Genomic DNA, 17,786 nt, shown 5'->3' with positions numbered 1-17,786 from the left:
CCGTCTCCCTCGCTCATCGGCGAGCAGGGCGACATTCCTACTTTGCGGAATCAAGACATTTCTATTTTGCGGCAATAGCTTAGAGTTGCATAACATGTATTATGGAACTAACATTTGTGATTACTATTCAGATACTTATGTGAACTTCAACATTTTGGTCGAGCAAGCTAACCGGGAAGCCCGATGAACGGATTCTGACACCGAACTCCGAGCGGTCTGAAATCCTTTTCATTGTCCGTGAGCACGACTAGATCGTGTTGCGTGGCTGTGGCAGCAATCGCGATATCCTCGAAACCGGGAGAGATGCCAGCTCCGCGGGCGACTGCCATAAGTTGCCCGGTTATCGTTGCCGTCTCGAGATCAAGAGGCAGAATGCGGCTACCGTAGTAGTGACGAATTTCTCCCCACCATTCAGCGAGCGCGGCCGCTTTTTTGGTGGCACCGGTTCGCTTGGCGTTCGCAATACCGTCCTCGATCTCAGCCGAGGTGATGACGGACAGCCAAAGGTCGGAGGATCTGTCGACGATCCAGGCAACTAGTCTTTCATCGGAGGGTGTCCTGCGTCTCGAGGGGGCGAGCAAACTGACGACATTCGTATCCAGAAGGTACAACGTCAAAACGCCGGGTCACGCAGAGCTCGTGCGGGCTTTCGGCTTCGCGCTAGCAGGTCACCGTCCTCCAACGGCGAATTTGTAAGCAGCCAACCCAGCGATGGCACACGGGAAAGGCGCTGGTACTCCGCATAGCTGATTACGACAGCCTCTCTTTTGCCGTGACGGGTGACAACCGTCGGGGCGCCTGCAACCGCTTCGTCGACGACATGCGAGAACGTCGCCTTCACATCTTTAAGCTGAACCTCTTTCATCTTGATAACCCTGTGACCAAAGTAGTCATATAACTCATGGAGCGAGCCTTGACAAGAAGGCCGTAGCCTACGCTATCGCCCAGTCCCTCGATACGACCGGCCTTTTCCGTCAGCGATTGACCGCCGAAACGAGCGCCAAGCCGAACAGAGACGCCCAGGCTTGTGCGTTCGCCTCTTGGATCGCGAGGATGCTGGTGCTTGCCGTCCACCAGCCATTCCCGCTCGCGACGATGGCATCCGGGCGATAGAGCATGGATTGTAGCACCGGCCAGACGATGAGCTGCTCGTAGCAGATCAGCGGCGCAACCTTCACGCCCTCGACATCGACGACAGGATTGGCAAAGACATGTGCCCTCGCCCCGCTGCGCTGCCCGACCCACGCGAGCCATGGTTGCCACATGGAGATCGGCACCGGCATGCGCTCTCGATAGAGGATTTCACTTCCCTCGGCCGATATCCGCATCATGACGTTGTCATAGCCACCCTGGTCGACCACGGCGGCCCCAGCAATGACAGTCACGCCGCTCCCAGTCAGCGCCCGTGTCCAGAGCCGTTCGACAGTCGGTGTCCAGAGACCAGCGGCGCTTTCCGGTAGGACAATGATGCGCGCGCCGTCCATGGCCGCTGTTTTGGCGACAATGATCGTCTCGCCTTGTTGTGCATAGCCGGCATAGTGACCGGCCGAACCCCGGAACCGTGTATCGACACTCACCCAACCTTCTGGCGGATTTGGCGGCGTCCAATGTGCGGCGGACCAAGTCCAAAACCCACCCAGCAGCGCGGCCGCGATTGGCCATCGCTTCGTCGCCATGGTGAGCATGAGGATTGCAGCCGCAGCTAGCCCGAACCAACCCCATGCTGGAAACAGAATTCCGGCGGCCGTGATTGGATGCGCCCAGCCGACAACACCGAAGGGCGGGATACTGATCGCCACCGCGGCGATCGCGTAGCGTAGCACGCGCCAGCCCTGGCTCGACGTCCAGAGGACCGCATGGACGGCTACGAAAGCGAGCGACGCAGTAAACCAAAGCGCGATGCCGACCGCGAACTGCGAGCCGTAGAAGTTCGCTACGCCCTGCGGCAGACCCCGCGACGCCGCCAGGAAATAACCTGCGGACGCGCAGGCGGCAACCAGGCGCGAAGGCGAAAGCGCCCACAGCGCAGGAAATGCCATGGCCATCGGAAGAGCAAGCGGATTTCCGCTCCAGCCGATCGCGCCAGCAGCGACACCCCCGGCGATGAGTATCATCGAACAAAGTCGATCAAGGCGTGAAGGTGAGGATCGGTTTCGCAAGGCCGAGAATGCCAGCGGCCGAAACCGGCCCAAAATAGCGCGAATCATATGAACCTGGAAATCTGGAGTAAAGGAAGACCTTGCCGGCCGGAACCACGCCGCCGGCGAAGGCTGGGAGCAACCTGCCCTTGCCATCGACCGCGCGGAGTTCGGAATGATCGAGGAGGCGGCCATCGATATGCACGCGAGCATCGACGGCGATGTCCTGTCCGGCGATTGCCGCGACCTTCTTGATCAGCGGACCGGTTCCTCCGGTGCACAGACCTCGCGGGAGATAGCCGCGCTTGAGCGCCAGTTCGAAGACCGATGCTTCCGGCGGACAGATGAAGATGATGTCACCCACCTTTGCTTCCCGTTGCATCACCTCGATCCGCCAGAGACCAAGCGGATAGCTCCGCGTCATGTTCAGCCGATAACCACCCCATGCTCCGGCCGCGGCGATCAACAGCAGTAGTGCGGCGCCGGCGCCAAGAATGGTGAAAGCGTTTCGACGTTGATGGTGCATCGTCACAAACCAGATTTGAGGGTCGGGCGTTGAACGAGCTTGGCGGTTTCTGCCTGCTTCATTGCCTGGACGGATCGCTCATACGCGGCGAGCTGCTGTGCCGCACGCAAGGTCGGCCAGGCTTCCGCGAGTTTCTTTTTCTCGGCGGCGGGCATACTCGCTGACAGCGTCTTATGGGCTGGACCATCGATCTTTTGTGCGTCCAGTCCCAGCAGGGCGCGCTCCCCGAAACGCTGGCCGAGTGCGGCATTCATCAGATCGATCTCGGCCTTGACCATGCGGTCGGCGAGTGCGAAGCCGAGCGCGGCCGGCAGATCGTTGCGGTCTATCGCATCGCGTACCTGCTCCATGACGACGGTTGCGGACTGAGAAAGCGCCGGTATATCGATCGATGCGCGTTGACGCGCTTCCGTTTCCTTGACCTCAAACCGATTGGAAGCCTCCGACCTAAGGCGGATGTAGCGCTCGATCTCTGTGTTGAGCGCGGCACCTCCTTCGATCGCCATCTGCCGTTCCTGCTTCTCGGCCTTCGAGGCGAAGAGCCCGACATTACCTCGCAACTCGCCGAAAGTTTCGGGGTCGACTGCAAGTCGATCGAGCACGGCGCGATGACGATCGGGCGCTTCGACCACCGCGTCGATTTTCATGGCGTTCGCGGCCGCATGCGGATCCCGATAGATCTGCGCAAAGCGGTCCGACACCTCGCGCCATTGCAGCTTCACTGACGTTTCGGACAAAACATTTTCCTTCACAATCTCAGTGAGCGATTGCACCCATTGCGTCACACCGCGCACCAGTGGTTCGACGACGTTGGTGGGCGCGTTGGCCGTGGAAGCGGGTCTCAGGACCCATGAGCGGGAAGAAGCATTCGGAGCCGACGCTTGCTTGACCGGTCGCAAGCTAGCGCTTGAGGCGAACGCCGCGAGCTTGACACCCAGTCTCGCCACCTTCTCCCTGGCGCGAGCGATGAGACGCAGCTGGTCGTCGAGCAGGGCTCTGGCGACGCGGAACGCATGGAGGCCGCGGTTCATCGCATAGCGAAGAGCATCGAGATATTCGCGCGAGCCGGCATAGTCGAGCGTCGTTTCCTTGGCATTGCGGCGTGACAGGAGCGGGATCAGGCCGCCCGCCTTCTCAAAGGATCGACGCCCGTAATACAGCGCGACATCCTCGCGATGGCGGGTCATGGCAACATAAGAAAGATGCTTGTCGAGCGAGAGCGAGGCGAGCACTTTTACCCGATCAACGGTCGCGCCTTGCGACTTGTGGATCGTCGTTGCGTAGCCGTGATCGATATCGCGATAAAATGTCTGGGCGATCTCGACCCGGCGTCTTTCGTCGCCTACCTCGACGATGATGCAACCCAGCTTCGCCTCGGCGACGCGGCCTATCATGCCGTTCTTCACACCTAGCGAATTCTCGTTTCGCAGGAATACGATCTGGTCGCCGCCTGCGAAGTTCCGTGGTCCCTGTTCGGTCTGGAATCGAAACCCTTCGCCGATCACGCCACGCTCGATAAGTGCCGCGCGGGCCTGCTCGTTCAGCGAACTCACATCGCGGCGAAGGTGCGCGAGGATGATCGACGAGGTTGCAGGATCGAAATCGCGGTTCCAGTCGCCGATCAGCATCTTGATCGCTTCAGCCTTGGTCTGGCTGCCGAGAACCTTGCCACGGGCGCGATAGGCGTTGATCGCATCCGCCGTCCTGCCGCGCGCGAAATCCACGCTCGCTTTGCGCATCCAGTCCTGCTTCTGGCGGCGGACATTTTCGAGCACCACATAGCCGACGCGGTCATGGATCGCTCTAAAAGCAGCGCCCGCTTCGATCGGCTGAAGCTGCTCGCCGTCGCCGACCAGGACGAGCTTGGCCCCGGCGCGGGCGACCGCCTCGACAAACAACGCCATCTGTCTCGATGCGACCATACCGGCCTCGTCCATTACGAAAACCGTCTTGCCGTCGAGGAGGTCAGTACCCCTCCCCCACCGAAGCTCCCATGACGCCAATGTGCGCGCCGCGATTGCCGCTTCCTTTTCCAGGCCTTCGGCCGCCTTGCCGGCGAGCGCCCCGCCAACGACGCGAAAACCTTCGCGTTCCCAAGCCTTCCGTGCCGCTTTCAGCGCGCTCGTTTTTCCCGCGCCTGCGAGGCCGACGATCGCAGCGATGCGGGATGCACCAGTCACATATTCAACCGCGGCGCGTTGCTCGTCGTGCAGATAGGCATGCTCGTGGAACGTGACCGCGAGCGCGTCGTTCGAGACGGCAAAAGTCTCCTCCCCAGACAGGTGCAATGCCTGCCGAGCCATCTCGGCCTCGGTGCGGATCATCGTTCTTGTGGCAAGCCTTTCCGGAATGCGTTCGCCAGTCTCGAAGTCGAGCGTCTCGCGTTGCAGCCGTACCAGCTCGGGGCTAGTCACCAGCCGCGCCATGACGCTCGAGAACCTTGCCGGATCATCGACATAGCGATGCACCAGCTTCGCCAGATCGCGCTCGGCAAAGACGCTGCGTTCGCGCGCGATCATGTCGAGAATGATTTCTGGGCGGCGTTCAATCCGTTTCGCCGATTCTTGTCTCTGCTCCTCGAATATACGCATCCGGTCGAGATCGACGCCGCGCCCCCTGGCTGCCGCCTCCCGGGCGATGTGTGTTGCACCGACGCCGATCTTGGAGGTTGGCACGAGCTCCAGTCTCCGTTCGTCGAAGGAGCGGTGATCGACACGAATGTCGAGCCCTTGCTTGGCGAGATCTCGGTTTTGCAGGGCCGCCCAGGCTTCGCGCCACTCATTCAGGGTCTTCTCATCTCCGGCCCACAGGCGGTAGACAATCTTCCCGCGCGGATTCAGCTTCGATTTGATCCGAAGCGGGTTGCCATCCTCGTCAAGCACCGCGATCCGCTTCGGCCCGAATCCGTCTTGCGCCAGCGGCCTCAGCGTCGTCATGAGATGGATATGCGGATTGCCGGGACTGTCGTGATAGGCCCAATCGGCAACCATGCCGCGCGGAAGAATTTGTTCCGCCACGAATGCCCGCGCCAGCGCGATGTTCTGCTCGCGAGAAAATTCGATTGGAAGCGCCAGATCCATCTCGCGCATGAATTGCGCGTCGGCTCGCTTCTCGAAAGCCTCGACGGCATTCCAGAGGGCCGCGGAAGCGCCTGCCGCGTCGCGCCCGTCGATCAGGCTGCGCAGCCATGCTGGCGCTGCTTCAGGCAAGGCAAACTCGGAATGGGCAAGCCCGTGCTTGTTCGAATAGTCGGCGACCCGCGCCTCCGCCTCGATCTCCATCCGTGCGCAATGCCGGTAGGCGGCGGACGCGACCGCGCTGCGGCCTTCTCCCCGGCCGATGATCTGCGCATGCAAGTGGTAGATGGCCATCCGGCTTCAAAGCTCCCGCCGGGAGCACACCGTCGCGCAAGCGACGTATAAGTGCGCCCTTCAATCCTCTCTTTGTTCGGCGGGATACTGCGGCAGCGCTTGCCGCACGACAGCTTCGGAAATCCGCAGGTGTCGGCACCAGGCTTCACCCTAATGATCGGCTTCTCGAAATGAGCGACATGAGCCGGAGCAAACACCATGAGAAAATCATCGTCGAAGATCAAAGAGGAGATCGAGCGCCTGCACGATCAACTGAAGGCTGCCGAGGCCAAGGAGGCCGAACGGATCGGCCGCATCGCGGTCAAGGCCGGCTTGGGCGATCTCGATATTGACGAGGCGAAGCTCTCGGACGTTTTCGCGGAGATCGCCGGACGATTTCAGGCGGGAAGCGAGAAACGCCGGCAAGCCGCGCCGAAGCCGGCTCGGCCTGCTGAAGGCGATGCTTGAGCGAGTGATGAACATGCAGCGACGGCAGTCGGCGGAGGAGCGCAAGCGCGATACCCGCGAGAAAATCCAACTCGGCGGTCTGGTCGTGAAGGCCGGCCTTCGCTCGGCCGATCGCGCCGTGATCCTGGGTGCTCTCGTCGATCTGGCGCGCCGCACTGACAACCAGATGGAATGGGCGCGCCTGCGCGCAATCGGAAAGGCTGCCTTCGGCAATGATATGGAAGAAACTCGTACTCACAATCGCGCCGGCGGCACTTATGATGGCAACGCTGTGGGGCCTGACCGGGATTGAGACCTGGCTCGCTTCGTTTGGAACATCACGTTCCGCATATCAGTTTCTCGGTAAGGTCGGGCTGGCTCTTCCTTACGCGACGGCGGGCGGCGTCGGACTGATTTTTCTGTTTGCTGCCGCCGGCTCGGCATCGATCAGATCGGCGGGCCTCAGCGCGCTCCTCGGCGCGATGCTCGTGGTGGTGATCGCCGTCATCAATGAAAGCGGCAGGCTCCTTTCATTGTCGGATCGCGTCGCCGAGGGAACGCTGTTGTCATATGCCGATCCTTTTGCGTTCGGCGGCGCAATGGTCGCCTTGGGCGCTGGTATCTTCGCCCTTCGAGTTACACTTCTCGGCAACGCGGCCTTCGTATCACCTGCGCCGAAGCGGATCCCGGGCAAGCGCTCCATCCACGGCGACGCTGACTGGATGAGATTGACCGAGGCCGCAAAACTTTTTCCCGCAGGAGGCGGCATCGTCGTCGGAGAGCGTTATCGTGTCGACCGCGACACAGTTGCCCCCAGATCGTTCAAGGCGAGCGATCACGACAGCTGGGGCAGTGGCGGGCGCAAACCACTGCTCGGCTTCGCGGGCAACTTCGGATCGGGTCATGCGATCGTCTTTGCCGGGTCCGGCGGCTTCAAGACAACGTCGGTGACCATTCCGACCACCCTTCAATGGAGGAGTGGACTAGTGGTTCTGGATCCCTCCAACGAGGTCGCCCCGATAGTTACCGCGCATCGCAAATCGCTCAATCGACAGGTCTATGTCATCGATCCGGGACGTGACGGCACCGGCTTCAATGCGCTCGACTGGATTGGCAGGTTTGGCGGCACGAAAGAGGAGGACATCGCCGCGGTTGCATCCTGGATCATGACCGACAATCCGCGGGTCGACGCCAGCCGAAACGATTTCTTTCGTGGATCGGCGCAGCAGTTGGTGACGGCCCTGATAGCGGACGTCTGCCTCTCCGGGCACACGCCAACCGGGAATCAGACGCTACGCCAGGTCCGGACCAATCTTGCCGAGCCGGAACCAAAACTGCGAACCCGGTTACAGGAAATCTACGACTCGTCGCAAAGCGCATTTGTCCGCGAGAACGTCGCGCCCTTCATCAACATGACACCGGAGACATTCTCGGGCATCTATGGCGCTGCGTCCAAGGAAACGCACTGGCTGTCCTACGAGAACTACGCCGCGCTCGTCTCTGGCAGAAGTTTTGCGACGGACGAGGTTGCAGTGCGAAACACCGACATCTTCATCAACCTCGACCTGAAGACACTCGAGAACCATCCGGGCCTTGCGCGGGTAATCATCGGGTCGCTAATGAATGCCATCTACAATCGCAATGGCGACGTCGAAGACCGCACCCTTTTCCTGCTCGACGAGGTAGCGCGCCTCGGCTACATGCGCATTCTCGAAACCGCCCGTGACGCAGGCCGCAAATACGGAATCAGTCTCCTGATGCTGTTCCAGTCGATCGGGCAGATGCGCGAAGCCTATGGCGGACGCGACGCCTGTTCGAAATGGTTCGAATCCGCCTCGTGGACATCGTTCGCCGCGATCAATGACCCTGAAACGGCCGAATACATTTCGAAGCGTTGCGGCGACACGACGGTCGAGGTCGATCAGACCAGCACTTCCTCACGGATGAACGGCACGTCGAGAACCCGCTCGAAGCAACTCGCCCGACGCCCGCTGATCCTTCCACACGAAGTCATGCAAATGCGCACGGACGAACAGATCGTCTTCACCGCTGGCAATCCGCCACTGCGGTGCGGCCGCGCGATCTATTTCCGGCGCAAGGAGATGATCGCAATCGCTGGCGCGAACAGGTTCGAGCCGAAGAGGAAATGACCCGGCCGATCGGCCACGAATTTTGTTCCCCATGGAAGCTCCGGGGCTTCTCTTCGGCGCAGTTTGGATAGCGCGTTCAGCCCCTCCGCTTCGCCGCCGGCAACGCCGGCGGCGGCCCTTTGGGCAGCCACTTCGATAGCAATCCATCAGCGTAATGAATCATTTGGCTGAGATCGATTCGACGAACTCGTTGGACGTTGTGTGTTTCGGGAGCGAGACTCGCCCCATGCTTAGCTCCGAGACAGGACCGGCCTATCTTCACCGTATCGACGCCGCCTGCAACATGGCGCGGTTCTATTCGCTCTCGATTCAGCCGACCCTGTTCGGTGGTGCGTCGCTCATCCGCAACTGGGGACGGATCGGCACGAACGGCCAAGTCAAAGTCGAAACCTTTGATGACCCGCAAGAGGTCGACGGCGCATTCCTCCGGCTTGAGCGCGCAAAGCGACGGCGAGGTTACGTTGACCCGCGCGCTACCGGTGCCGATTTACCTCGGTGAGTGTTTTGCGGCGTGCGATGAACCCGCGCAGCAGCGGAAGGAAGAATGCCTTGCTGAAGCGGCCGACCGGGGGCTCAGGTTCAACATAAAACGATCGACCGATGATGCCCGTATTGAACTCGTCGAGGATGATCCAAAGACGCATGTCAGGATCAAGCCCTGCTCGTCGTTCCTCGATGGACGGAACCTCAACGGCGAACCTGGCCGGTTACAGCTGCTTGGTACTGATCGGAAAGAACAGCATCAGATCGCCGCCTGGGCGTGCCAGACGAACGCCAACGGCGATCGGCCTGTTCTTACGACCTTCGGTTTCGCCATGGCTGGTTTCGCGTGCCCACAAATATGGACAGCGGATGAGGCACCACGTCTCGATTTGGTCGGTAGCTCATTGCCGCCAGCTTGTTCCACTTCCGAACAGGCTTCAACCGCATCCTCGAACTCGGTGAGCAGGCTATCGGACATCTTTTCGATCGTCCCTGCTGCCCGCGCATCGGCCTGGCTCATCAGCCGCTGAAAGTCCTGGATATTGAGAAGCACCAGACGAGGCTTGTTGCGCTGAGTTATCGTCACCGGGTGGCGTAGCGCTCTGCGATGATATCGCCGGATTTCCGCGACAGGTCACTGGTTGAGTAGGAACCACTTAGCTGGAGCATTTGCCCTCCTGATGATTGCTATATTTGATGTTGTATACGTAAGTCACGTAATTGCTGCGCCCCAGCTGCGGTGGGCCCGACGGAAAATGGCTATTCGTAGGTGCCGTCAGCTACTCATTCTCTGGATTGTGCGTGTCAAACATGAGGAGGCAACAACACAAAAAGGAGCCACCTCCATGGCGACAGCGAACGAAATCGGCGACAAGGTCGCCGCCGACTACCGCCTGAACAAAGCGTAAGCAAAATCGTCGTCGATGGCGTCTTCAAGACGATTGCCGACGCCGCCGCGAGTTCAAGGTGAAGGCGGCGCCGAGCGCGAGGGGCGCAATCCCTCGACGGGCGCCGCCACTAAGATCGCCGCTTCGAAAAAGCTGACTTTCACACCCGCCAAGGACGCGCTCAACGGCTGAACGCTGCTGCCAAGTCAAAGATCGAGGCCCCCGCCGGGTGGCGGGGCCTCGATCTTTGGAGTCTCAGTCCCGGGTCGGCCGCGACCAGATCATCTGGAGGCTTTCCTCGCCTTCCACCTCGATCAGGGTGGCGTAGATCGGAGCGGGGAAGCTCGGGTCGTCCAGTTTGACCGAGAGGTAGCCGCGTTCCGTCTCCTTCGAAGTCTTCTGCCAGGCGGCACCGAACTCGACATTGCCGGCGAGGACGCGGAAGTCGGGAGCCTTGTCACTGGTGCGTTCTGCGCGAACGATCTTGGCCTTGACGTTAAGGTTGAGGGTCTTGATCGTCCCGTTGAAGCCGTTGCCGGTGGAGGTGAAGGTACCGATGGTGGCCATTGTTTCATTCCTTTGGTTTCTCGGGCCGCGCCCATCGCGACCTCGATAAGGGCCGACAGACCGGAGGCGATCGACCTGCACCCCGCAGGGGCCGCAACATCGTGAAGGGCGGATGGAAGAGACTTTCTTGTTCCGCGAGGAATGGACGCGCAGCGACCAGGGGAAGAAAGTCGCGAGCGGCCGTTGCGGGTGTGAGAGCGAGACGGAGCGCAGCGAAGGCGGCCTCCAGTCAGACAGGCCACATCGAAGTCGTAGGTGGGTGTGTCTTGTGTGAAAGCACCGGAATGAAAGCAGGCGATCAGCGTCACCTACCGAAATCGCAGGAATGGCCGGGCATGATCATACCCGCCTCCCGACATGCTCTGGCACATCGGAAAAGGCAGCTCCAACAGGAACGGACCTTCCGCATTACACGGGCCGGTTTGAGAGATAACGGGCGGCACGCCGGAAACAGGAACGAAACGACGCGTGACCGCCACATGCCGGAAAGCTCGCTGCCTGGTCCAGAGCCCCATAACGTCAACAAGAAGCGGGATGTCCACCGATCCGGAGTTGGACCGGCGCCGAGGTCGCGAAGGCCAATCGGGGATAGCAACGATATGCGCGTGCAACATCAAGCTGCCTTCCCGATCTTGTCCATGTTGGGCTGGCGATCGTGCAGAAAGGCGACGGCACTCTGTGCGTGGGCTGCGGCCGAGACAATGAACCGTTTGTCGTTGGAGAGCACCTCGAGCTAGGATGCGAGATCGCTGGTATGGTCCGGGTACGATGCCGAGATCGGCGCAAAGGAAGCAGCTGCCAAATTCGGCAATGAGTTCCTCCCTCGCCCGCTCGCTACGATCCTTCGGATAGCGGCTGACATCGCGATTCACCCGATGGGGTGCCGCCGTCCGGTGGTCAAATTCATCACTCAGCACCGCGACATAGGAACCCGCGTCGCAAAAACTCTCGAATGCCGGTATCTGGATGTGGCTGCTTGTCAGTTGATGCCGGCGCCGGGATTCTCGACCTGTCGTTCAAAGCGCTTCATGAGCGCCTCCTGCTCGGCCCAGATGACTTCGCTCCCGGCAAGCGCGAGCTCCAGAGCGGCCTCGGTCTCGCGGCGCTCGTCGCGGCAGACAGCGTTCCGCAGCTCGGCGCGCAATTCCTCAATGTGTTAATCGATCGACATGTTCGTCTCCTTGACGTTGGTGGAGGGCGACACCGCCGGTCATGATGGGTCGGAGGGGCCAGGGCGCGCAGCGACCGGCGGAGCCGGCGAGTGGGGGAGCCGAAATGCGTCAACTTGTTGGAGATACCACGAAGTCCTTGGGCGCCTTCGGAACGCCATGGCATCCTCGGACGATCTGAGCAGACCTCCCCCACCCGGTTGGCAGCAAAAAAGCGGGGCCGGGCTCGATGCCTGGTTCCGGCTTCACCATTGGTAGGAGGAACCCCGCCTGTGGCGGGGTCCCCTGGCGGGCGATCAGTCCCGGTTTGGGCGGGACCAGATCAGCTGCAGGCCTTCCTCGCCTTCCACCTCGATCAGGGTGGCGTAGATCGGAGCGGGGAAGCTCGGGTCGTCAAGCTTGACCGAGAGATAGTCGCGACCCTCTGCGGAGGTCTTCTGCCAGGCGGCGCCGAGTTCGACATTGCCGGAGAAGATGCGGAAGTGCGGCCCCTTGTCGGAAGGGTTCTCGATGCGGACTAGCTTGGCCTTGACGTTGAGGTTGAGGGTTTTGATCGAACCGCTGAAGCCATTGCCGGTGGAAGCGAAGGTGCCGATGGTAGCCATAAGTCTCATCCTTTGTTGCTCGGGCCGCGCCCATCGCGACCTCGATGACGGTCAGTGGACCGGAGGCGATCGACTGGCACCCGCAGGGCTGGAACGAAGTGGAAGGCGGTCGTGAGAGACTTTCTTGATCCGCGAGGAATGGCCGCGCAGCCGTCAGGGGAAGAAAGTCGCGAAGGCCGTTGCCGGACAAGATCGAGAGCCCGCGATAGCGGGATCGGCCTTCGGTCAGACCAGTCACATCGCGGACGCAGATGGACGTGGCCTTTGTCGAAACCGAAATGAAGACCGGCGTTTCCGTCGACGGCATTATACCCGCAAGTCAGCGACTGTTCGTTCGAGAGCCCCCTCGCCGCCACGGTCAGGCAACGGATCGCCTCCGATCCCAAAGGCGAGAACCGCAGCCCCATTGTCTCGCACCGGCTTCGAAACGGTGATGCACCGGGAGATCAGCGACAGAAGCGCGCGAGCTACGTGCCAGACTGACCCACCCGTTGAAACGACGCTGCGTTTATGGCGCGCAATTTGGGGAAGCGGCCAGCAACTGCCTATCCGGCTCTCGTCTCAAACGGAATCGGCAACCGATAGAGCCGGGCGCACCGGCGGAGGTTCGTTAATCGGCAAGTTTTGGTGCGGAGCCGCATACCTGATAGTCGATCCAGCAGCCGACTCGCGTCGTCCGAGCCGCAGCGGCCGGTCGTTCTTCAAGGAACCTTGATGAGATCGGTTTGCCGAAGCTCACCTGCCGCCGCAAGAATGGGCGTCGAGAAATATTTCGCGCACGCATAATGGGGACTATCCCCGAGATTTAGGCCATCGGCCCCGGACCGATGCCGGTGTCGCTTACGCGCAGGTTCGCCGATATGGCCGGCGTCAGCATCACCGATGCCATCGTCATCGCGATGAAGGAGGCGATCGAGCGCCGGCGTGATGCCGAGAGCCCGCTTCAGACGGCTGCACGTCTGCGTGAAAAACGTGGCGTCTAGCTGCGGAAGGCGGCTAAGAAGCCGCTTCCGCGAGTTTTTCGACGAGCGGAGGATCGAGGTTCGAGACTTGCCGCCCGCGCCCGAGACCACCAGGCTGGCGCTGTCGGCGGCCGCATCAGCCTCCGGATTGTTGACATTGAACTACCGCGCCAGCCGGCGTGACGGTCTTTGGCGAAGGCGAGGATCGAGGCCCAGCGGTTGCCCTACCCGGCCGCGATCAGCTGCTCGCGAATATTGCCGTCCGAGACGATATGGACCGGGAACGGCAAGACTTTGGGCGACACCAGCCGTGCGAGATGATCGTAGACGGCCTGTGGCTCCCAGCCGGTATCGGCGAAAATCGCGCAATCTAGCATGGGGCCGATCTCGCCATGGGCCGCCATCAGGGCGAGCGTGGTGGATTGCACGCTGGCGCCAAGCGACAGCGCGCGCAGGCGCATGGGGAAGGCTCGGCGCCCTCCCCATGATGGTCGGAGCATGCAGCATCACGCCGCCTCCGCGACCTGTGTCGCCCCTGGCTGGAGATCGTGCAGATAGTTGACGGCACGTTGGGCATGCGCCGCCGCGGCGAAAATGAAGCGCGTCTCGTTCTTGAGAATTTCAAGCCAGCTCGCCAGATAGCTTGCGTGATCGGGCCTCGGCTCCAGCTCGGGGACGATGCCGAGATCGGCCGCTAAAAAACAACCGCCCAGATCGGCGACCAGTTCTTCGTGCGCGCGAAAGGAGCGATCCTTGTGGTAGCGCGCGAGATTGCGATCGAGCCGCTTTTCCCCGCCCACCCAATGAGTCAGCTCGTGCCCTAAGGTGGCGTAATAACTCGGGGCATCGCGAAAGCTCTCGAAGGGCGGCATTTGCACGATATCGAGCGCCGGATTGAAAAACGCCTTGTCGCCAGCGTGGCGGATGACGGCACCGGTATTTGTGAAGAAGGCATCCGCATGCTCGATCCGCTCGACCGGATCGGCCCCAGGCGCGGGATTGTCGTAACACTGCGCGGGCAGGTCGTCGATCTGATCGGCGCAGAAAACGGTATAGGCCTTGAGGAAGAGGATGCCGCGTTCGACTTGCTCGCCCTTCGCATCGGTTTCGGTGCGGGTGAAACGGCTGGCGTAAACGACCATCGAGCCGGTCTCACCCTTGCGGACATGACCGCCGAGCTCAATGCTCTGCTTGAACGTCATCCAGGTGGGCGAGACGAACCCCCGCGCCATCGCCTCCGACCAGAGAAGCAGTGTATTGATGCCTTGGTATGGCAGCCCATTGTGGCGGAGCGGTCGCGTGATGCGACCCGTCCTATTTCCCGCGCTCCAGGGCTTCACCCACGGGCGCACCCCCCTTTTTAGATCCGCGACGATCCGATCGGTGATCTTCGCGTAGATATCGAGACGGGGTTTGCTCTCTTTCCTGCTCATTTTCCAAAACCTCCATTCGAGGTCGCGCCAGTCGCGGCCGTCACGAGGTCCGCATGCGCAGGACCGCAGGTTCGCGAACCCGCCGCGAGCGATCGGAAGGAGGAGAGATGTCGTGTGCGGGCCGCAACGTCAGTGAAGGACGGCGCAGCCGTTTCGCGGGGCGAGGACCGAAGCAGGACCAACGTTCGTGACGGCCGCGAGTGGCGCGGCCAGCAGGATCACATTCATTTGTCGGGTTCCTTGGCGACGCACACGCGAAGAGGCCGGTGTCCGCAAGGACACCAGCCTCGATGTGAGAAGATGGGGCGGAGCCGTAGCTCCGGCCGGTGCGGCTAGCCGAGCGCCGCCATCTGGAGGTCGGCTGCCTGCCGGCTGACAGTCTGGCCGGGATTCTCGACCTGACGCTCGTAGGGCTTCCAGGCCTCGCCGACGATATGCTCGTAGGCCGCGACGGCTCCCTCGGCGGCCATGCGCAGGGCGTGGGACTGAAGGCCCATGTCGGCGGCGAATTCGCGCTTGCGCTGGGCGTTGCTGTCGAAGCCGACCGGTCCGTCCAGATCCTCGTCGCGGATGTCGTTGGCGAGCTTGGCCGTGGCGTCTTTCGCCTCGGTGACGGCCTTGGAGTAGAACTGGCCTGCCCCGTAGGCGGAACCGACATAGGAGCCGACGATCCGTTGCAGGTGGATCTGCATCGCCTTGTCGGAAACCCCCTCGGAGAGGGTGTCGGCGCCTTCGATGAGGCTGCGCTCGTGGAAGTCGCGGATGCCGTCGCTGTCGAGGACCGGAAGGCCGAAGCTTTCGGAGATGATTGCGGCCTGGCTGCTGTCCGGACAGCAGAGCCGGGCCATTTCGAGGGTCGTGCCCTTGCGGAGCGGGAGGACGAGGGATTTGGACTTGGGGGAGCGGATTGAACTGGACATTGAGCTTACCTTTCTGGCGATGCCCTTCAGGTGATCGGCCCTCGGCCGTTCTTTCCTGCGGGTGCGGTCAAAAGGAACCGGCGGGAGCTGGGCGCTTCAGGGTCCGGGCCCTGCCAGGCGAGCGAGGTCGGCTTGCGGAGAAGCGGGGGCCAGTTCTTAACTGGTCCCCGCGCGGGACGCGGGCCGGCCTTGCCGAGATCGGCGGGGTTCCGGCCGCTCTGCGGCGCGATAGCGGCCTTGAAGGGGCCAGCCGCTGGTCCAGACCGCAGCAAACCCGCGGGGAAGAGCGGCGAGGGATATCTGCGACACCGGCATGGGGATCGGTAAGCGCCTGGTCGACCCGCACCGCCATGGCGTTCCATGGCCTGCCGCGCTGCCGGGAGGCATCCACGGCATGGCGACGCTGTCGTATCTCGTGGCTCAGCATCATCGCCATGGATGAATGCCGGCCGGTGAGAGAACTATATTCGCGTCACGCACAGAGCTCTTCCGGTTCGAGCTGCGCCCGCAACGCCGCTATGGCGCGTTCCTGGCGTGCCAGTTTGTCGATTCCGGCTGACATTCTGGCGTAATGGCCGCCAGATTGACACGATACCGTTCGAGGAAAGCGCCGGGGTCAGGCGACTTCCCGCGCCGATACGTGGTCTGGCGCCGATGCAATTCCGGTATTAGCGCCGCCACACCTTGATCTACCGGTCGATCATGTCCAGCTGACGCTGGATTTGCCGGCGAGCTTCGTCCATGCGAAAGGGCCGGGCGCGGCGACCTCGCGCGACCATCACGCTGATTTCCCTTGCCAGCTGACAAAGCTCGACGGCCCGCCATAGACGGCGTGGCGCTCCGGATCGATGACGAAGCCGAAGCGGCCGACACGATATTCGCCTGAGGGGACGAGGAAGCGACGTTCCTCGCTGCCCGGCCCGCGTTTGCCGCCGGGAGTGGCGATAACCTCGGTGAAGCCGGATTGCTGCTGTGAGATGATCGCCGAGATGACGATCCAGTCATCGCGGTGCTCCGCGAAGAATGTACGTTCATCCTTCTTCCAGGACTCACCCGGACCAAGCACATTGCCGGTAATCGCCTCCCAGGCGTCCGGGAAGCTGTCCTTCATCGTCTTTTCAGCAGCCCGCCGCTCGAAGGCGGTAAACAAATGAGGAAAGCTGAATGCGACGATCGCCCAGGCCTCATCCTCCTCATAGGCTCCGCCGGCGACGCGGATCAAGTGGTGTATCCTGCGGTTGCGGTCGGGCGAAAGAAGAAACCCGCCATGGCCGGTGGTTGAGTGGAAGACAACGCCATCGGCATAGACGGTCGCTCCCTGCGATTGACCCCACGGCGTATTGGCCGTGGATCGCTCTTCGCGTCGGCCGAGCGCAATCTTCTCGCGTTGGTGTTCGGCGTTTTCCAGAACCTTTACCCGGAACGCATTCTCATCGGCGAGGTCGCCGCTATGACCATAGAAGTCGCGCCGCGTCCATTCGGCGATGGGCCGTCGGATGCGCCAGCCGGTGACAAGGAAATGGCGCCCGTCTCGGGCGGGAGCCATGGCAAAGGCGTGCTCGCCGACAAGTGCAACGACGAGACCATCGGCACTTTTTCCAAAAGAAACCTCCGGACAACCGGGGGCTTCAATGACGTTGGTTTCGAAATCAAGTGCGCTCATGCCGCCGCTCTCCCCTCGATAATGTCCGCCGCTTCCACGTCGGCTCTGATTTCCTGGAGCACGGCATGCGGATAACCGTGGCGGGTCAGCCATTCCTCGGCGGCCGCGCGATTGGCGGCAAGATGGACAAGCTCGGCGTCGTCTCCAGCCCGATCGAGGACGAGGACCGAGCCGATCGCGGGCCGTTCCTTGACCGCGAACTTGAGTTCGCTGTTCACCGAAAAGTTCCGGTGGACGCGCAGGACAATCGTCTCCTGGCTGCCATAGTCGCCGTCGTGGAGCGTGATGGAGGCTGGGATTGTCGTGTTGCCGACACGCGCTTCGGCCTGTTTGCGGATCAGGCGGCCACCAGAGTTGCTGTTTTCCCAGGCGGGAAGCTTCCTTCGATGGCGTTCCGGCGGACGCGGGGAGCCGTCGGAATATATCAGAGTCGAGCCCAGGGGCACGAGGTCATAGATCAACTGAGCGGACATGGTTTCTCCATGA

Annotated in this window: 17 protein-coding genes and 5 pseudogenes; 6 read left to right on the top strand and 16 right to left on the bottom strand. The window is 61.7% G+C overall.

The features are described from left to right. Positions 1-167: 167 nt before the first annotated feature. The 5 genes from FJ979_RS30990 to traA all read right to left on the bottom strand — a co-directional run bounded on the left by FJ979_RS30990 (position 168) and on the right by traA (position 6,035). Complete coding sequence (locus FJ979_RS30990; protein WP_140501354.1) at positions 168-611, bottom strand: type II toxin-antitoxin system VapC family toxin; 444 nt, start codon at positions 609-611, stop codon at positions 168-170. Between the two features lie 2 nt (positions 612-613). After that, positions 614-865 carry a type II toxin-antitoxin system Phd/YefM family antitoxin gene (locus FJ979_RS30985; RefSeq protein WP_140501355.1) on the bottom strand — a complete coding sequence of 84 codons (252 nt, stop codon included), beginning with the start codon at positions 863-865 and terminating at the stop codon, positions 614-616. A 109-nt stretch (positions 866-974) separates the two neighbouring features. Then, complete coding sequence (locus FJ979_RS30980) at positions 975-2,114, bottom strand: conjugal transfer protein TraB (RefSeq protein WP_140584577.1); 1,140 nt, start codon at positions 2,112-2,114, stop codon at positions 975-977. Positions 2,115-2,127: 13 nt separating this feature from the next. After that, complete coding sequence (traF, locus tag FJ979_RS30975) at positions 2,128-2,664, bottom strand: conjugative transfer signal peptidase TraF (RefSeq protein ID WP_140562278.1); 537 nt, start codon at positions 2,662-2,664, stop codon at positions 2,128-2,130. Positions 2,665-2,666: 2 nt separating this feature from the next. Then, on the bottom strand, positions 2,667-6,035 hold the full coding sequence (gene traA / locus FJ979_RS30970; RefSeq protein WP_140584576.1) for a Ti-type conjugative transfer relaxase TraA: 3,369 nt from the start codon (positions 6,033-6,035) through the stop codon (positions 2,667-2,669). A 198-nt stretch (positions 6,036-6,233) separates the two neighbouring features. Between traA and FJ979_RS30965 the strand changes: the two genes are divergently transcribed. The 4 genes from FJ979_RS30965 (at position 6,234) to FJ979_RS30950 (ending at position 9,110) form a co-directional block, all read left to right on the top strand. After that, positions 6,234-6,482, top strand: coding sequence for a TraC family protein (locus tag FJ979_RS30965; RefSeq protein WP_140584575.1), 249 nt, complete (start codon positions 6,234-6,236; stop codon positions 6,480-6,482). 7 nt (positions 6,483-6,489) lie between these two features. Then, positions 6,490-6,774, top strand: coding sequence for a conjugal transfer protein TraD (traD, locus tag FJ979_RS30960; RefSeq protein ID WP_318012573.1), 285 nt, complete (start codon positions 6,490-6,492; stop codon positions 6,772-6,774). Continuing rightward, positions 6,695-8,611 (top strand): Ti-type conjugative transfer system protein TraG, encoded by a 1,917-nt coding sequence (gene traG / locus FJ979_RS30955; RefSeq protein ID WP_140584574.1) that lies wholly within the window; start codon positions 6,695-6,697, stop codon positions 8,609-8,611. The genes traD and traG overlap by 80 nt, the downstream gene beginning before the upstream one ends. Before the next feature lie 226 nt (positions 8,612-8,837). Then, on the top strand, positions 8,838-9,110 hold the full coding sequence (locus FJ979_RS30950) for a WGR domain-containing protein (RefSeq protein WP_140562283.1): 273 nt from the start codon (positions 8,838-8,840) through the stop codon (positions 9,108-9,110). Here the strand turns inward: FJ979_RS30950 and FJ979_RS33520 are convergent. Together FJ979_RS33520 and FJ979_RS33255 are read right to left on the bottom strand one after the other, a co-directional pair. Next, positions 9,085-9,483 (bottom strand): annotated as a pseudogene (locus FJ979_RS33520) (hypothetical protein). The gene FJ979_RS30950 and the pseudogene FJ979_RS33520 overlap by 26 nt on opposite strands. A 20-nt stretch (positions 9,484-9,503) precedes the next feature. Beyond that, positions 9,504-9,763, bottom strand: a pseudogene (locus tag FJ979_RS33255) (type II toxin-antitoxin system prevent-host-death family antitoxin); the annotation flags it as partial. 254 nt (positions 9,764-10,017) lie between these two features. Between FJ979_RS33255 and FJ979_RS33420 the strand changes: the two are divergent. Further along, a complete protein-coding gene (locus FJ979_RS33420; protein ID WP_140584573.1) occupies positions 10,018-10,173 on the top strand; it encodes an HU family DNA-binding protein in 156 nt (51 codons plus the stop codon). 63 nt (positions 10,174-10,236) lie between these two features. Here FJ979_RS33420 and FJ979_RS30930 read toward each other — a convergent pair whose 3' ends face one another. The 4 genes and pseudogenes from FJ979_RS30930 to FJ979_RS30910 all read right to left on the bottom strand — a co-directional run bounded on the left by FJ979_RS30930 (position 10,237) and on the right by FJ979_RS30910 (position 12,322). Then, positions 10,237-10,548: a DUF736 domain-containing protein gene (locus tag FJ979_RS30930; RefSeq protein ID WP_140562286.1), complete on the bottom strand. Its 312-nt coding sequence runs from the start codon at positions 10,546-10,548 to the stop codon at positions 10,237-10,239. Between the two features lie 613 nt (positions 10,549-11,161). Continuing rightward, positions 11,162-11,519: pseudogene (locus tag FJ979_RS30920) on the bottom strand (zincin-like metallopeptidase domain-containing protein); the annotation flags it as partial. Between the two features lie 8 nt (positions 11,520-11,527). Then, positions 11,528-11,692, bottom strand: a complete 165-nt coding sequence (locus FJ979_RS30915) for a hypothetical protein (protein WP_224647530.1) — start codon at positions 11,690-11,692, stop codon at positions 11,528-11,530. 321 nt (positions 11,693-12,013) lie between these two features. Further along, positions 12,014-12,322 carry a DUF736 domain-containing protein gene (locus FJ979_RS30910; RefSeq protein WP_140501371.1) on the bottom strand — a complete coding sequence of 103 codons (309 nt, stop codon included), beginning with the start codon at positions 12,320-12,322 and terminating at the stop codon, positions 12,014-12,016. An 827-nt stretch (positions 12,323-13,149) separates the two neighbouring features. On the opposite strand from FJ979_RS30910, the pseudogene FJ979_RS30900 reads away from it, so the two are divergent. Continuing rightward, positions 13,150-13,302 (top strand): annotated as a pseudogene (locus tag FJ979_RS30900) (type II toxin-antitoxin system VapB family antitoxin); the annotation flags it as partial. 148 nt (positions 13,303-13,450) lie between these two features. On the opposite strand, the pseudogene FJ979_RS30890 reads toward FJ979_RS30900, so the two are convergent. The 5 genes and pseudogenes from FJ979_RS30890 to FJ979_RS30865 all read right to left on the bottom strand — a co-directional run. Beyond that, positions 13,451-13,784, bottom strand: a pseudogene (locus FJ979_RS30890) (hypothetical protein); the annotation flags it as partial. A gap of 6 nt (positions 13,785-13,790) precedes the next feature. Beyond that, a complete protein-coding gene (locus FJ979_RS30885) occupies positions 13,791-14,717 on the bottom strand; it encodes a zincin-like metallopeptidase domain-containing protein (protein ID WP_140584572.1) in 927 nt (308 codons plus the stop codon). Between the two features lie 332 nt (positions 14,718-15,049). Next, positions 15,050-15,637: a hypothetical protein gene (locus FJ979_RS30880; protein ID WP_140501375.1), complete on the bottom strand. Its 588-nt coding sequence runs from the start codon at positions 15,635-15,637 to the stop codon at positions 15,050-15,052. A gap of 778 nt (positions 15,638-16,415) precedes the next feature. Continuing rightward, positions 16,416-17,300 (bottom strand): hypothetical protein, encoded by an 885-nt coding sequence (locus FJ979_RS30870; RefSeq protein WP_140584571.1) that lies wholly within the window; start codon positions 17,298-17,300, stop codon positions 16,416-16,418. Continuing rightward, on the bottom strand, positions 17,297-17,773 hold the full coding sequence (locus FJ979_RS30865; RefSeq protein ID WP_140584570.1) for a hypothetical protein: 477 nt from the start codon (positions 17,771-17,773) through the stop codon (positions 17,297-17,299). The genes FJ979_RS30870 and FJ979_RS30865 overlap by 4 nt, the downstream gene beginning before the upstream one ends. Between the last annotated feature and the right edge of the window lie 13 nt (positions 17,774-17,786).

Source organism: Mesorhizobium sp. B1-1-6, from assembly GCF_006443035.1.
In the GTDB taxonomy this organism is placed as follows: domain Bacteria; phylum Pseudomonadota; class Alphaproteobacteria; order Rhizobiales; family Rhizobiaceae; genus Mesorhizobium.
Note: the sequence above shows the minus strand (reverse complement) of the source record. Positions and strands in the feature narration are given on the sequence as shown.

What these genes read in the sequence shown, in the direction of transcription:
- FJ979_RS30985 (WP_140501355.1), bottom strand. Translation starts at nt 865, where the DNA reads ATGAAAGAGGTTCAGCTTAAAGATGTGAAGGCGACGTTCTCGCATGTC.
- FJ979_RS30980 (WP_140584577.1), bottom strand. Translation starts at nt 2,114, where the DNA reads ATGATACTCATCGCCGGGGGTGTCGCTGCTGGCGCGATCGGCTGGAGC.
- traF (WP_140562278.1), bottom strand. Translation starts at nt 2,664, where the DNA reads ATGCACCATCAACGTCGAAACGCTTTCACCATTCTTGGCGCCGGCGCC.
- traA (WP_140584576.1), bottom strand. Translation starts at nt 6,035, where the DNA reads ATGGCCATCTACCACTTGCATGCGCAGATCATCGGCCGGGGAGAAGGC.
- FJ979_RS30965 (WP_140584575.1), top strand. Translation starts at nt 6,234, where the DNA reads ATGAGAAAATCATCGTCGAAGATCAAAGAGGAGATCGAGCGCCTGCAC.
- traD (WP_318012573.1), top strand. Translation starts at nt 6,490, where the DNA reads ATGAACATGCAGCGACGGCAGTCGGCGGAGGAGCGCAAGCGCGATACC.
- traG (WP_140584574.1), top strand. Translation starts at nt 6,695, where the DNA reads ATGATATGGAAGAAACTCGTACTCACAATCGCGCCGGCGGCACTTATG.
- FJ979_RS30950 (WP_140562283.1), top strand. Translation starts at nt 8,838, where the DNA reads ATGCTTAGCTCCGAGACAGGACCGGCCTATCTTCACCGTATCGACGCC.
- FJ979_RS33420 (WP_140584573.1), top strand. Translation starts at nt 10,018, where the DNA reads ATGGCGTCTTCAAGACGATTGCCGACGCCGCCGCGAGTTCAAGGTGAA.
- FJ979_RS30930 (WP_140562286.1), bottom strand. Translation starts at nt 10,548, where the DNA reads ATGGCCACCATCGGTACCTTCACCTCCACCGGCAACGGCTTCAACGGG.
- FJ979_RS30910 (WP_140501371.1), bottom strand. Translation starts at nt 12,322, where the DNA reads ATGGCTACCATCGGCACCTTCGCTTCCACCGGCAATGGCTTCAGCGGT.
- FJ979_RS30885 (WP_140584572.1), bottom strand. Translation starts at nt 14,717, where the DNA reads ATGAGCAGGAAAGAGAGCAAACCCCGTCTCGATATCTACGCGAAGATC.
- FJ979_RS30880 (WP_140501375.1), bottom strand. Translation starts at nt 15,637, where the DNA reads ATGTCCAGTTCAATCCGCTCCCCCAAGTCCAAATCCCTCGTCCTCCCG.
- FJ979_RS30870 (WP_140584571.1), bottom strand. Translation starts at nt 17,300, where the DNA reads ATGAGCGCACTTGATTTCGAAACCAACGTCATTGAAGCCCCCGGTTGT.
- FJ979_RS30865 (WP_140584570.1), bottom strand. Translation starts at nt 17,773, where the DNA reads ATGTCCGCTCAGTTGATCTATGACCTCGTGCCCCTGGGCTCGACTCTG.